Source organism: Siphonobacter sp. SORGH_AS_0500 (assembly GCF_031453245.1).
Classification (GTDB): domain Bacteria; phylum Bacteroidota; class Bacteroidia; order Cytophagales; family Spirosomataceae; genus Siphonobacter.
Genome location: NZ_JAVIYT010000001.1, coordinates 3422547 through 3437344, shown reverse-complemented (window position 1 = coordinate 3437344; position 14798 = coordinate 3422547). Strand labels below are relative to the sequence as shown.

14 protein-coding genes are annotated in these 14798 nt (G+C 45.7%); 1 reads left to right on the top strand and 13 read right to left on the bottom strand.

The features are described from left to right. Positions 1 to 34: 34 nt before the first annotated feature. The 7 genes from QE357_RS14795 to QE357_RS14765 all read right to left on the bottom strand — a co-directional run bounded on the left by QE357_RS14795 (position 35) and on the right by QE357_RS14765 (position 7343). A complete protein-coding gene (locus QE357_RS14795; RefSeq protein ID WP_106635707.1) occupies positions 35 to 1066 on the bottom strand; it encodes an NYN domain-containing protein in 1032 nt (343 codons plus the stop codon). A gap of 201 nt (positions 1067 to 1267) precedes the next feature. Beyond that, a complete protein-coding gene (locus QE357_RS14790) occupies positions 1268 to 1870 on the bottom strand; it encodes a nucleotidyltransferase family protein (protein ID WP_309708906.1) in 603 nt (200 codons plus the stop codon). Positions 1871 to 1873: 3 nt separating this feature from the next. After that, the gene (truA, locus tag QE357_RS14785; protein ID WP_309708903.1) at positions 1874 to 2653 is read right to left on the bottom strand and encodes a tRNA pseudouridine(38-40) synthase TruA; all 780 of its coding nucleotides are present in this window, start codon (positions 2651 to 2653) and stop codon (positions 1874 to 1876) included. A gap of 54 nt (positions 2654 to 2707) precedes the next feature. Further along, positions 2708 to 3439: a hypothetical protein gene (locus QE357_RS14780; RefSeq protein ID WP_106635710.1), complete on the bottom strand. Its 732-nt coding sequence runs from the start codon at positions 3437 to 3439 to the stop codon at positions 2708 to 2710. 124 nt (positions 3440 to 3563) lie between these two features. Next, the gene (locus QE357_RS14775) at positions 3564 to 4151 is read right to left on the bottom strand and encodes a DUF4136 domain-containing protein (protein ID WP_309708900.1); all 588 of its coding nucleotides are present in this window, start codon (positions 4149 to 4151) and stop codon (positions 3564 to 3566) included. Positions 4152 to 4262: 111 nt separating this feature from the next. Beyond that, complete coding sequence (locus QE357_RS14770) at positions 4263 to 4457, bottom strand: cold-shock protein (protein WP_106635940.1); 195 nt, start codon at positions 4455 to 4457, stop codon at positions 4263 to 4265. A gap of 315 nt (positions 4458 to 4772) precedes the next feature. Further along, positions 4773 to 7343 carry a TonB-dependent receptor domain-containing protein gene (locus tag QE357_RS14765; protein WP_309708897.1) on the bottom strand — a complete coding sequence of 857 codons (2571 nt, stop codon included), beginning with the start codon at positions 7341 to 7343 and terminating at the stop codon, positions 4773 to 4775. Positions 7344 to 7485: 142 nt separating this feature from the next. Here QE357_RS14765 and QE357_RS14760 point away from each other — a divergent pair, with 142 nt between their 5' ends. Then, entirely contained in the window at positions 7486 to 7641 is a 156-nt protein-coding gene (locus QE357_RS14760; RefSeq protein ID WP_307140760.1) for a hypothetical protein, read from the top strand. A 5-nt stretch (positions 7642 to 7646) separates the two neighbouring features. Here QE357_RS14760 and QE357_RS14755 read toward each other — a convergent pair whose 3' ends face one another. From QE357_RS14755 to QE357_RS14730, 6 genes are all read right to left on the bottom strand, one after another. Further along, positions 7647 to 8192, bottom strand: a complete 546-nt coding sequence (locus QE357_RS14755) for a cupin domain-containing protein (protein WP_309708894.1) — start codon at positions 8190 to 8192, stop codon at positions 7647 to 7649. 348 nt (positions 8193 to 8540) lie between these two features. Then, complete coding sequence (locus tag QE357_RS14750) at positions 8541 to 9131, bottom strand: O-methyltransferase (protein WP_106635714.1); 591 nt, start codon at positions 9129 to 9131, stop codon at positions 8541 to 8543. Positions 9132 to 9191: 60 nt separating this feature from the next. Continuing rightward, entirely contained in the window at positions 9192 to 11096 is a 1905-nt protein-coding gene (acs, locus tag QE357_RS14745) for an acetate--CoA ligase (protein ID WP_309708890.1), read from the bottom strand. 167 nt (positions 11097 to 11263) lie between these two features. Beyond that, complete coding sequence (locus tag QE357_RS14740; RefSeq protein WP_106635715.1) at positions 11264 to 11626, bottom strand: response regulator transcription factor; 363 nt, start codon at positions 11624 to 11626, stop codon at positions 11264 to 11266. Positions 11627 to 11833: 207 nt separating this feature from the next. Continuing rightward, positions 11834 to 14533 (bottom strand): sensor histidine kinase, encoded by a 2700-nt coding sequence (locus tag QE357_RS14735; protein ID WP_309708887.1) that lies wholly within the window; start codon positions 14531 to 14533, stop codon positions 11834 to 11836. Further along, positions 14526 to 14726, bottom strand: coding sequence for a hypothetical protein (locus tag QE357_RS14730; protein ID WP_307140754.1), 201 nt, complete (start codon positions 14724 to 14726; stop codon positions 14526 to 14528). Before QE357_RS14730 ends, QE357_RS14735 begins: the two co-directional genes overlap by 8 nt. Positions 14727 to 14798: the final 72 nt, after the last annotated feature.

Sequence of the window (14798 nt, the reverse complement as noted above, 5' to 3'; positions counted from 1 at the left end):
GAACCGGGCTTCTTTATACGTATGTTACAAGCTATTAAAATTCCAGTTTCAGGGAATCTTCTTCGCCTTCGGTTACCGTTTCAGGAGTTGCAACCACTTCAGTGGAAGCACCCTCTTCATCCCATAACAAACGAACGTTCTTGGCAATATAATCGCCACGGTCATTTAAGGACAGAACGAATTCTACCTCATCTCCTTCCTGAAGCTCATTGAAATCAGTATCCACCAGGCTGGTGTAATGGAAGAACAGGTTATTGGGTGGATATTTAATAAAGCCGTATCCATTTTTAAGCGAGTAGATCGTGCTGGTCATTAACTCGCCCGTATGCTCAGCCAGACTATCTTCAGCACCTTCCGCTTCCGTATTGGTACGTTCTGGACGTGAAGAGTTGTTCTGGGGAGGCGTTGGAGGCACTACGAACATATTGTTAATCAATGGATCATTGCGACGAACGCGATCTTCAATGATTTTCTCCATATCGGCGTGGAAAGTAACCTCGTCCAGTAAGTCCTGAGACGTACGCGTTACCATTTTCTGACCGTCTTCCGTAGTGTATTCGAAGTCCCAGCTTAAAACCATTACTTTGGTTGCCAGCGAGTTTAATTTGCGAACCAGAGGCACGTAATCGCCATCTGAAGCAATCAGGACAATAACATCAAATCGTTTGGATAAGGCTTTCTCGTAAGCTTCCAGAGCCAGCCAGACATCAATTCCTTTTTCGTAACGATTGCCAAAGGAGCTACGAATGGGAAGGTAATGCGTCGTAACGCCTTCAGCCATGAGTAAATCGTCAAAAACCCGGTCGTAGAAAAGCATATTTCCCCGCTGACTGGCTTCCTGTGCATTCAAACGGCCTCGGAAATAATGAGAGTCAACAATCTGGCAAAAACGTATATCAGAGCTTAATTCGTCCGCAACCTGATTTCTTATAAAATTATGTAAGCCTGAAACGCTTATGCGACTTTTACGGGTATGAAAATAGTTGTAATAATTGCTGACGTGTAAAAAGTAGTTTCCGTCATAAAAAACTCCAATTCTTGTAAGAGCTAATGGATCGTTGGCCATTTGATAAATTATGTTTTATAGTTACTTATAATTTATTCAATAGAAATAATTCCTTTAAAAAGGCAAGTTATACTTGGGGTAGGATATCTTAATAAATCTAGATGTGCAGGTATAAGTACTCAATTTTAAACGGAGTGTTAACTCCCAATAACTAATCTAATAAATAGAGCTCATTTCCAGTGAATTCACAAATTTACAAACTCATTGCCTTTCTTGCAAATGCATCAGGTCATGTTCAGTATCAATATCAATAAGTCCTCTTAAAAAAGTTACTTTTTTTACTGCCAACTGCCTTTGTTTTACATATCGTTTAACTCCCGAATCACCTTTTAACTGTAGTAATGACTCAAAGTAAGCAGCACCAATGAGTAAAGGAACGCCCCAGTCGGAACCATAGTCAGAAACTACTACGCAGCTGGAATCGTTTACTTCTAAATAAGTGAGAATAAATTGCTCTAGTAAGGAGGTATTCATAAAAGGCTGATCCGTTAAGGCAAAAAGAATAGCATCGGCCTGCTGTTGAATGGCATATTGGGTGGCTACACGTACGGAAGAAGCCATTCCTTCCGACCAGTCAGGATTAATCAGAATCTGCAAAGGTAGGGAATGGAGGGCTTCAGCAACGGCTCCAGCATACGCTCCAACGACAACGCAATGCTCAAGGGTAACGTTCGGATTCGAAATAGCTAAGGCTTCTTCCGTGACGTACCGGATCAGAGGTTTTCCCTGCCATTGTACCAATTGTTTGGGTCGTCCAAGCCGGCTTGAATTTCCTGCTGCAAGAATAGCTACCTGGATTTTCATCGTTTATAGCTCAATAGCTACGGTTTCTGTGGGTGGATCGAAGGCATTAATAGGGTAGGTGACTTCAACCAGAAATAATCCATCCGGCGGAACGGCCCGCCCGGCTCGTTTACGATCTTTGGCTAGTATAATTTCATTTACATCTTCAACGGAAATCCGTCCTCGGCCTACATCCATGAGCGTTCCCACCAGAGCTCTTACCATTCCCCGAAGAAAACGATCTGCTCGCACGTGAAAGATTAACTCGTGACCACGTTCTTCCCAGCGGGCTTCAGTAATGTCGCAGCGAAAGGTTTTTACCTGGGTATTAACCAAACTAAAGCTCTGAAAATCGCTGTGATTCAACAAGAACTGAGCGGCCTGATTCATGGCTTCCACATTTAACGGAAAGCTAAAGGGATAAACCATAAAAGGGCGGAAGGGGTTTTTTACTCTCGAAATTCGATACTCGTATTTGCGGGAAGTTGCAGTAAACCGGGCATGAACATCCTGCCGAATCGGGAAAATGCGGTAGATGACAATGCCTGCAGGTGTCATGCGGTTAGACTTAAAGGCAATGAATTCCAGATCTTCCGTAATGGGTTCCGGCCAGTCAAAATGAGCGTATTGTTGTTCGGCGTGAACTCCCGTATCCGTGCGGCCAGAGCCGATTAGATTTACCGGACTTTTTAGTAAAATGGAGAGCGATTTTTCAAGGGCTTCCTGTACAGAAACAGCATTAGGCTGTTTTTGCCAGCCATTGAACGTAGACCCATTATACGCAAACGAAATCATGTACCTCATCTTGCAAAGGTACATGCAGAATGCCTGAATCGAAATGAGAGAACGTGGGAATGACTACTTTTGCCCCAGGCGGGCTTTGTACTTGGAAAAATTGGCCTTGATTACCTGAATAATGTCGTATTCAGAAGACTGCAATACAAAGTCATCGTCAATGGGAAATAAACGCATGAATTCCTTCAGATCTTCGCCTTCCAGTTTAGTAATCTGATTTACTACCTGTTCGTTATACTTGAATTCAGCCAGTTTGTGTTTGCGGTCCTGTTGCTGGTAAACGGCTAGTTTACGTTTAGTTTTGGCTTCTTTGCTGAATAATTCATAGAGCAGGGAAATGGGGGAGGTGGCCATACCCAACATCTGATCCGTACTCATGTTCTTTTTGGCAAGGGGCTCTTTCAGAGCTTTTTCGATCTCGTATTTAATTTCGGCCTCCGACTTAGCTGTTACCCGCACTTCATTCAGCGTAGTACCATCGCCCTGAAAGACATATTGCTTTACCCGAACCGTAAAATCATCGTGCGTGGAATCAACGGTAATCGTAGCATCGTCACAGCCATTACAGGTAATGCGAAGGTTATCACCGGGCCGGGCCATAACCAGGAACGTACCTGATTTATTCGTGCGGGTTACATCCTGCGTCCGCATGTTCCGTACCGAAGCTAGGTTGATAGGCTTATTGGTCGAATCGCTTAGGGCAATACCCGTAATGTAGCGATCCTGAGCTAAACCTTTAAAATTTAGACTAAGCCCGAAAAAAATCAGTATAAATGCAGTGAGTTTATAGATCATTGGAAAAACAATTCTTTCGTAAAACTAAGGTTTTCCGAGAAAATTGTACAGCAATTAATGACTTAAGGTATATTAACAAATCAGGTGACGGTTTATAATCCGCCACCTGATTCATTATTGCATTCTATTCTCCTGATTTTTCTTCAGGCACCTTATCAATAATTCTGCTCACTTCCCGCTCCAACTGCCGGGAGATTTGAGTAGGGTTATCAACAGCTTTTTCAACGGAACCCCGCCAGACTAATTTTTGAGTTTTGGCATCTACAATATCCACCACTACCGTTCCTGCGTCGTATTTTTCCTGACGGTAGCGGGGACCGCCGCCCCAGCCATACCAGGCAGGGCCCCAACCTTGCCAGCCCCAACGTCCCCAACCCATGTAAGGGCCGTACATCGGACTGGGATCTGAGACGGTGCGTTCCCGCTGTTCAACGAAAAAGTGATAGCCAATCAGCATATCCGGGTTGCGTGTATTTTCTTTATACCCTTTTTCATTAAGCGTATTAACGACTGCGGCTTCCAGATTCTGAGTGGCAATTTCATTGTAATAAGCGGGGTTTTTTCCTGCCTGTACGTCAGAGTCCATCCAAGCAAAGGTTCTGTAACGACTAAAGTCCGCTTTTCTACTTTTATCAACGTTGACCGAAGAACAGGCTGATCCAATCCAGATCAGGCTGACTAGTGCGAAGAGATTTATTAATGGAGTTTTCATGGTTTATAGCATAGTGTAGCTATAACCTTTAAAAAACGGTGCCATATGCGACAAAAGAAAAGCCCTGCTTCCGTACGGAAGCAGGGCTTTTCCTGAGCACGCTCAGAAAAATTAGATTTTCTTAACGTTAACGGCGTTCAAGCCACGTTTGCCTTCGATTGTATCGAAAGACACACGGTCATCCTGACGAATGGTAGCTGAACTCAGACCCGTCGCGTGCACGAAAATATCTTGCCCGGAAGCGTCATCAAGAATAAAGCCAAAACCTTTCGTTTCGTTGAAAAATTTTACAGTGCCTGTTTGCATTGTGAACAAAAAAATAAATAAAACAAAAATCTCCTGTACGTCAGGAGTCAACAAAGGTAATCGGATTCTTTAGAGTTTTTCAATACAAAGTACGTATATCGAAAAAAAAATGTGTAAAATATAGCCTGCGGCAAAAAATTAGTAGTTTTTCAGGTAATATTTTCACTGATTTAAGATTATTAAACAGTTTTTAATAATTGCAAGTACTTTTTAAATGCTTTTTAATGCAGTACTTCGAACCAGATCCATTAGATGATAATTCAAGCGGGACTGTTTATCTACGTAAACAGTCCCGCTTCACTGGAGATTCAATCCCTACCGGGGTCGCCCGCCGGGGGCTGTGCTACCTCCTGCCGGAGCACCGCCCTGCATGCCGTCACCACCGCTCTTCACGTCATCGTTGTTAACCGATTTACCTTTCTTACGCGGAGCCTGAGCCGTCATTTTGCCAATTTTATAGGAGAACGTTAGGCGAACACCCCGCATAAAGAGGTGGATGTCAGACACCTGGGTAAACTGGGAATTGGAAAGGTTGGTATGAATGTTAAAGCTTTTGGTAAGGAAGTTTTCTCCAGCCAGACCAATGCTCCCTTTCTTATTTTTAAAGTCTTTCTTCACACCCGCCGAGTAGAAGGCAAATCCGCCCCGGCGACCCTGTAACTGTACCTGAGAACCCTGAATAAAGGCAAAACCCTGAGCTCCCCAGCCGTTTTTAAACTGAATCTGGGAATTAAATCCACCCCCAATGTTTAGACCGGAATTCTCAACGAATTCAGATTTACCGCCGCTAATAGGAGCCATCCCACGCAGGCTATTGTAAATGATATTTGAGAAAATACCAATGTTCCATTTAGAGGTAATGGCAAGGTTACCGAAGAGGTTCGTGCCCACGGCCCGCTCGCTACCAATGTTCTGGTAGGTGGTCAGCACGCCACCGGCCAGCGTATCATTCGCTTGGACTACCTGAGTGATGGTTCCATTGGTAATCCGTCCAAAGAAGGCTGCATTCAGATAAAATTTCTTGAAGTTCTTGCTATAACCTAACTCTGCGTTATCCGTCAGTTCAGGACGAAGCGAAGGATCCCCGATCATGATGTTCTGGGGGTTAGCCGCGTTAATGTTGGGGTTCAATTGCTGAATTCCGGGACGTTGCAGACGACGGTTATATCCCACTTTCCAGGTAGCTCCCTTGATGTTTTTCGAGATGTTTACACTGGGGACCAGGTTTCCGTAATTAGGAATCTCAATGTTACCTCCTTCACGCGTGCTGGCTTCAATAGTGGTGTATTCGTAACGAGTACCGGCCTTGATGGTGTACTTGTTTTTGGTGGTAAGTGTGTAAGAGGTATAGGCTCCGACTACGTTCTGGTTGTAATCCAGGGCTCCAGAAGGTTGCTTGGGGCTCTGAGTAAGGGGATTATTCCCATTACCAAATAAATACTGATAATCACTGTTTACCGTCCGCATGATGCCTTTGCCACCAAATTCAATCATCTGATTTTTCTTGATTGGTGTCTGGTAATCCGTCTGAATGGTAAATTCCTGATTCAGGTTGTGGTTAATATTTTTCTGCCGAAACAAGAGCTCATTTGTGCCAGTACGATCATTAGAGATGAAATCGTTGGTTAAATCATTCCGGCTGTATTGTGTGGAAACGCTCCATTCCTGCTGTGGTTTTTTGTACGTATGAAGGTAATCTACGTTTACGTCAACCGTTCCAGAAAGGTTTTTAGTATCAACATCCCGATAAACCGTTGAATTAATAAGATTATTGATATACGAATCCGTTTTGTAATCCAGAGCATTGAGCATGTTCCGGGCACCGTACCGAACCCCGGCAGTGATCGACTGATTCTGAGCAAGATCATAATCAAAACCCAGGTTATAATTCCCGAAAAGGCCCGAGTTTACACCTGAAAAATCCTGATAGGTACGAGTAGTTGAGCCGTTTGATTCAAAATTAGTCTGATCGGTGAAGCCTTTCAGCTTTACATTGTAGTTGGCCCGACCGAAACCGCCGAGGGTAATACCCATTTTACCTTTGCGATAATTTCCGTTCAGTGACAAGTTCGAACCCCGGTTTCCTACGCCTGAATCTATTGTCAGGTTTAAGCCCTGAAGGCTGTTCTTCTTGGTGATGATGTTGATAATCCCGCCGGAACCTTCGGCATCGTATTTGGCGGAGGGAGAGGTAATCACTTCAACCGTTTTAATCATATCGGCTGGAATTTGTTTCAAAGCATCCGCAACGCTGCTGGCTACGATTGTACTGGGTTTATTATTAATTAAAACCCGCACATTCTGATTCCCACGTAAGGAAAGGTTCCCCTGCAAATCGACGGATAGCATCGGAACTTTACGCAGCACGTCAGAAGCATCGCCTCCTTTAGCCATGATGTCTTTTTCAGCATTGTAAACCAGACGATCCACCTTCTCTTCGATTAAATCCTTCTGTCCGGTTACGGTTACTTCGTCCAGCGTTTTGGTTTTTGAATTAACCTTAATTACGCCCAGATCAATGTCCTGACCTTTTTCGACTTTAATGTTATCAATGGTTTTGTTTTCATACCCAATGAAAGTGACCAGGATTTTATATTCGCCCACGGCCACGCGACTAAGGGTAAATTTGCCTTTATCATCTGCAACGGTACCATCAACGGGCTTGTTGGTAGCTTTGTTATACAAGGCAATGTTCGCAAACTCTACGGCTTTCGTGACCGAAGAATCCACCACAAAACCAGTGATTTTCGAATTGCCTTTGGGTGTATTATCGTCGGCTGTTCCGGGAAGGGCTTTCCGCTGAGGAGTAGCTCCGCCCATAGGAAACTGAGCCTGAGCCGTTTGTATAAGCAGACAACAACTAAAAAGGAGTAGTAATTTTTTCATAAAGAAGGGTGTTCAGTAGCTCGTGTTGATTAAGTGTACGTGGGTTGGAGACAGCCGGCAGGTGTGCCTTACTGATGCCTCAAAATTAAGGGGCTATTGAAGGTGCTAACTTCGAAAATCGGAACAGAGGTAACAGGAATAGATGTGTGGCAATTTTAGCCGTGATGAGCGGAAACGAACGAATAATAAAAATGCTCTGGCTTATCAGACCAGAGCATCGAGTATTCATGAGAAACGGGTTTCAGCCCCACAATCGACATTTACCAGCGTGGCAATGAAAAACAGTCGCCAGAAATGAGTCGGTTAGATACAGTATTTTCTAACTAAATCAGCTTCTAATCCCTTTTTTCGTCCGAGTCTTGCCAGTATTTTAACTAGTGGTGTGGTTACTAGACCGGCTATACCAGTTAGTCGCATGTCACTCATCACGGCACATATTCCCATATGGTAAATATTACTGGGAATATTGGCTTTGGTGTATAATCCGTCTTCAGCTAGGCCACACAGAATCCTTAACGTATTCTCCAAACCTGTAGAACCTGGGACGACCTTATTGGTAAAGGTAATTCGCTGGCCATTCTGATTAAAAAAGCGATGGTTTTCGCCCATTTTAACTAAACAAGATTCGCCGGGCTTTAGCATTACTTTCTTACCACCCTTAAGTTCCAGGCCCAGCTCACCGTCCACTGCCGTAAATAATTCACTATAAGCTTTATGATAGTGCATAGGATTACCCCCACCAGGTTCCAGTGAGATTTCCAACTCAGAGTACGCACCGTCGGTTTCAATCGATGTCTTATTGAAAACGATTGTCTCTTTTAAAGCCGGATTGTAGATGGTTTTTTTCATGTATAGCGTAAAAAGGTGAGGATGAGTAGCAAAGCTACTAGTATCTGACTTTTTTGAGGTACATGGGATAGTAATAATCTTGTGTACTAAGTCAGTTTGCGACAAGTGTAACGGTTAAAGGGAAGAATGATTTCTCCTTCTATGCAAAAACAGAAGGCTAACTGGTTTTGCCCTGATTGGCCCGAACCACCCCTTTTCCCAGAAAATAAACCTGATTTTAAATGCGTCCGGGCCAATACAGGTGCTGAGTGACCAAAGGCTTGATTAACGCCAAACTTTCTTTGGGTAAGGTAGAGACGGAGCGAAGAATGGACATTAAGCCAGGCAAAGAAATGAGGTGAGTGAAAGCTAGGTTCTGCGGCAAATAAATTCGCCATTACCAATCGGAACGGTTACGCAATCGAAACGTTCATCGGCCAAAGCCGCGTCAATCATGGGTTTAATGCCGTCGTATTGATCAATGGCGTTGTCGGCTACCAGTAAGCCATTGGTGACTAATGTTGTAGCGATGAGCTGGAAACAGGGCTCATACAATTCCTTTTCGGCATCTAAAAAACAGAACGAGACCGAGGATACCTCTAATCCGCTTTGCAGAAAGTCGCCGGGAATAATCTCAATATATTCTTCTAGTCCCGCGAGGTGAAAGGTTTCCTGAGCCAGAGCTATCTTTTCGGGATCAATCTCGAAGGTCTTTACTTTCTGTTGGCGTTCGCGGGCTGCCAGAGCCAGCCAAAGCGTAGAATAGCCCGCACTGGTGCCTATTTCAATGAGTTCTCCTGCCGGAGCGTTTACCGCCAGAATGGATAAAAACTCGCCCGTTGCCCGATTAATCTGCCGCAGACGTTTGGAACGGGGCGTGCCATCCGTGCGATCCTGCTGGTCGAGTTTCTCCAGATAGGCCATTCGCTCCAGGGCCTGTGAACTTAGCTTTCGAAACATAGTATGCCTTTAAAAAAGAACTTCCCGAAAGTTTTTACACTTTCGGGAAGTTGTCATGTATTATAAAGCTCCGTTTTTAATCTCATCGACTACTGCGGGATCGAGCAGCGTAGATGTATCGCCTAAATTAGAGATATCTCCTTCGGCAATCTTCCGCAGAATTCGACGCATGATTTTACCCGAGCGAGTTTTAGGTAAGCCCGTTACGAACTGAATTTTATCCGGTTTCGCAATCGGCCCAATCACGCGGGAAACCGTAGCCAGAATGTCCCGACGGGTCAGGTCGGCGTTATCCAGCGGTTCTTCCGTAATGATATAAGCGTAGATGCCTTGGCCTTTGATGTCGTGCGGATAACCCACCACGGCACTTTCCACCACGCCAAGGTGCATGTTAATGGCATTTTCTACCTCAGCCGTTCCGATTCGGTGACCCGATACATTCAGTACGTCATCAACCCGACCCGTAATGCGGTAATAACCGTCTTCATCGCGGAGACAGCCGTCGCCCGTAAAGTATAAATTGGGATACGTGCTGAAATACGTTTGCTTGCAACGTTCGTGGTCGCCGTAAGTAGTTCGGAGAATACCGGGCCAGGGGAATTTAATGCAAAGGTTACCCGAAACGCCGTTCCCTTCAATTTCCTTCCCGTTTTCGTCCACCAGAATCGGTTGCACACCGGGTAAGGGCAAAGTCGCATAAGTTGGCTTTTCGGGGGTAATACCCGCCAGTGGCGAAATCATGATTCCGCCCGTTTCGGTTTGCCACCAGGTATCGGCAATGGGCGTTTTTCCCTTACCAATATGATCGTGGAACCAACGCCAGGCTTCTTCATTAATCGGCTCACCCACGGAACCTAACTTCGTCAGGCTCGAAAGGTCTTTGTCTTCGACATATTGTAAGCCAAAGCCCATCAGCGAACGAATGGCCGTTGGAGCCGTGTAGAGAATGTTAACCTTATGCTTATCAACGATATCCCAGAAACGTCCGGCATCGGGATAGGTCGGTACCCCTTCGAACATTAAGCTCGTGGCACCGCAGCAAAGCGGACCGTAAACAATGTAACTATGTCCGGTAATCCAGCCGATGTCTGCCGTACAGAAATGAATGTCGCCGGGTTGGTACTGAAAGACGTTGGCAAAAGTGTACGAAGCGTACACCATATACCCACCGCAGGTATGCACCACGCCTTTGGGCTTACCCGTAGATCCCGAAGTGTAAAGGATGAACAGGGTGTCTTCAGCGTTCATTTCTTCGGCGGGGCAATCGTTGGTAACGTATTTTTCTTCCTGCTCCCACCAGCGATCCCGGCCTTTCAGCATGAAGACTGGCGTGCGGGTACGGGTCATGACCAATACGGTTTCTACCGAAGGACAGGTTACCAAAGCGTCATCCACGGTAGCTTTCATGGCAATTTCCTTCGAACCCCGGTAGGCCCCATCCGAAGTGACGACCACCTTACACTGAGCATCATTGATACGGTCAGCAATGGATTGGGCCGAGAAACCACCAAAAACGACTGAATGGATGGCTCCGATACGGGCACAGGCCAGAACGGCTACGGCCAGCTCAGGCACCATGGGTAAGTAAATACAAACGCGGTCACCTTTTTGCACGCCCTGTTTTTTCAGGACGTTCGCAAAACGGCAAACCCGCTGATGCAATTGTTTATAGGATATTTTAACCGATTCTTCCTGAGGATCGTTGGGTTCCCAAAGTATGGCCGTCTGATCGCCGCGTTCTACTAAGTGACGATCCAGAGCATTCTCAGTAATATTTAATTTACCACCCGTAAACCACTTAATATCCGGGTCGGAAAAATTCCATTGAAGCGTTTTAACCCAGGGTTTCCGCCAGTAAAAATGGGAAGCAATTTCAGCCCAGAAACCTTCAGGGTCCTCAACTGATTGCTTATACGTTCGTTGATAGTCTTCAAAGCTTTTCAGTTGAAATGGGATGTGACTCATAGCTAACAGCTCGTTTTAGAGGACTTGAAAAATACGTACTTAGTCCGGCTAAAGTACAAGCAATCGCGGAGGTGATCAAAAAAACGCGATTTTTCTAGCTAATTTAATATAGATAAAAGAGTACTATTCCATTGCTTTTTTGACTGGAACGAAGGGAAGAAATATCATTAACAGGCCGTAAGTTCCTGAACTTTGGCCATTAAGTTACGAGTAGAGAAGGGTTTGGTCAGGTAAAGATCAGCTCCGAAGGATAGGCCCTTTTCAATGTCGCTTTCTTTACTCTTGGCACTCAGAAAAATGATTTTGGTTTCCTGTAAGGATTCGGATTCTTTTACCTGTCGGCATACTTCATAGCCATCTACGCTGGGCATCATGATGTCCAGCAGAACCAGGTGTGGCGTTTCCTGGCGAATGATGTCCAGAGCCTCGGCTCCGTCACGGGCAATGTACACCTGGTAACCTTCCTTTTTCATCAGGAATTCCAGCGACATGACTATGCCCGGTTCATCGTCAACAATCAGAATTTTCATAACACACATCAACAAAATCTCAATGGTTGGGTTGAGATTCGGTTCGTTTTATAGAGTCAAGGAGTTACGGATTGAATTCAAATATACGCAAGTTTGTTCACTAACGAGGGGCTTCACCACGCATCTGTACGTTAGGAAAACAGGAAAAGCCCAACAAGGTTCATTCATTCATCCCTGAAAGCAACCTTGCGTAAGTACTCAGGATAATCACTCCGAGCGAACGGGTAACTGCACGATAAATAGGGCTCCGTGACCAGATTCGCTGTGTACTGCAATCGTTCCGCTATGCAATTCTATGATTTTTTTGGTAATGGCTAAGCCCAAACCGCTGCCTTTGGGTTTGCGGATGGTTTGATTTTCAGCCTGATAAAACTTGTCGAATATAAGTTTCTGATAATCCAGAGCAATGCCGGGCCCGTTATCCTGTACCTCAATAGTAATCTTCTTATCAGTGGTGTAGGCCCTGAGTTGGATTACTCCCCGGTGGGCTTCCGTATATTTGATAGCGTTGGAAAGCAGGTTAATGAGTACCTGCATGATTTTATCCCGATCTGCCTGCGTAGTGGGCAAGTTTTCATCCAGCGTCACCTCCAGTTTGACCGACTTATCCAGAGCCAGTTGTTCAACCGTCTCAATGGCTTCCCGAATCACTTCTCGCATCTGAACGCTTTCCGTGCGAAGGGATTGTTTCCCGGATTCGTATTTTTCCAGATCCAGCACCTGACTAATGAGACGGGTTAATCGATCCGACTCCCGAATAATGGTGTTTAGAAAATGATCCCGCTGGTCGGTTTCGAGTTCAGGATTATCCTGTAAAATTTCACTTAGAGCCTTGATTGACGTAATAGGCGTTCGTAATTCGTGGGTAACGGTGGTGAGAAAATCATCTTTCAAACGATCCGTCCGTACCATCTGTTCGTTAGCTTCACGGAGTTGCGTCGTGGCTCGTTCCAGCTCGGTTTGATGCTGGCGAAGCTGGCGGTTGGTGAGGATTAACTCCTGCGACTCCTTCAGAATTTCTACGACCTCATCCACCGAAATTTTCTCTTCCAGCGTTACCGAGGCAACCATTAACCGAGCCGAAGCCGAACCCACCACTCCGGCCAGCAGGTTTTCAGCGTAGTTCACCAATTGGGGCGAAGCCCGTTGCCAGTTGAGGTCAATTTCGTTCTCACTGGCAAAGCGTTCGAGTAACTGAGCCGTTCGTTCTTTACCAAAAAATTGACTCAACAAGCTTTGTAAATCAGGAATATAAGCCGTTCCCCGCCAGATGGTAGAGCTTTCGATTACTTCGGAATATTTGAAAATGTCCACGAATAAAATCGCCTGATTGTGTTCCATGGAGGTTTGTGGAAAGCGAATCGAAAGCAATATATATGCCAGCACATTAACCAGTAAACTCCAGAAAATGGCGTGGGATATTCGGTCGAAACCCTCCAGCCCAAACAGAGCTGAAGGCTTCAGCAATTCCACGCCCCAGGGGCCGTGCGTGTTCAACGAAATGGGGAAGAAACCCGCTTCCGCCAGCATGGGAATCACGAGGGTATAAAACCAAAGGGTAAAGCCCAGAATCAACCCAACGGTGGCTCCGTATCGATTCCCCTGTTTCCAGAAAATACCTCCTAATACAGCCGGAGCCAACTGAGCTACTGCGGTAAAGGACACCTGACCAATGGACACCAAGGGGTAGCGTCCGGCGAGTTTGGAGTAATAGAGATAAGCGGCGACGAGCAAAAACAGAATACTAATCCGGCGGGAGCGGGTCAGGAAGCTTCCCAGATTGGGCCCGATGCGTCGGCGAAGGGTGGGTTGCGTCAAGACATAAGGCATCAACACGCTGTTACTGAGCATCGTACTCAAGGCAATGGTTTCTACAATGACCATCCCCGTAGCCGCCGAAAAACCACCCAGATAAGTAATCAGAGCCAGCCATTCTTTATCAAAATACAGCGGAATAGCTAAGACATAATTATCTGCATTGACGGCCTGATTCTGAAACAGGATCGCTCCGCCAAAAGCGATGGGTAAGACGAAAAGGTTGATAATCAGCATGTAAAGCGGAAACGACCAGATCGCCCGGTTGAGGTGACGCTCGTCCGTATTTTCAACCACGGCTACTTGAAATTGGCGGGGTAACAACAGAATGCTGAGGGTAGAAAGCAACAAATGCCAAAACCAGGAACCATAGCCGCCCTCGGGATCGATGGTAAAGAGCTTTTGAAGTTCGGGTTTGTGAGAAGCCTGCGTGAAAATGTCGCCAAAACCATTAAAAACGCCGAAGGTAACGTAACTGCCTACGAGTAAAAAGGCCAGCATCTTTACCAGCGACTCGGCAGCAATGGCCGTTACCATGCCTTCGTGTTGTTCGGTAGCTTCGATTTTTCGCGTACCGAAAAGGATCACGAACAAGCCTAATCCAACGGCCAGATATAAGGTTAAATTACTGGTAAGTTCTTCTTTTTGAGGGAGTTGTGCTAGTACAGCAAAGCTCGTAGAAATGGCTTTAAGCTGAAGTGAAATGTAAGGGACGATCCCTACCAGACAGCAAAGTGCGACCAGAGCCCCCAAATTGGCGGATTTCCCATACCTGGAAGCCACAAAATCGGCCAGCGTGGCGATGCGTTGTACCTTACAAATGCGGATGATTTTGCGTAAAATAATCCACCACAGGGGGGCCGTCAAGGTAGGGCCTAAATAGGTGGAGAGGAATTCTACGCCGTTGGTGATCACTCGCCCTACGGAGCCATAATAGGCCCAGGCGGAACAGTAAACGCTCAGCGACAGCGAGTAAATCCAGGGATTGGAAACCCAGCGACGGGCGGGTTGAGAACGTTCAGCCCAGTAAGCAATGCCGAAAAGAAGTCCCAGATACATGACCGAGACAATAACTACCCAGCCACTATTCATGATTTCTGCGAGTCCAGTACCAATACATCAAAATTACCAGCCCCAGCCATACGATAAACAGATACCAGTAGAGCAGGGGAATGCCGAGCCAGAGGATGGGTCGGTTAAAAAGCGATAATAAAGGGAAATTGAGAATGAGGGCAAAAAGTAAACTAACGATAATCAGGTACTGACCCCGCAATCTTTCGTTCATGAGCTGCGATTTAAACCGCAAAGGTACGCCAGGATCAGTAAGAGATTGCCGACGAAGGGTAAGGGAAAGATT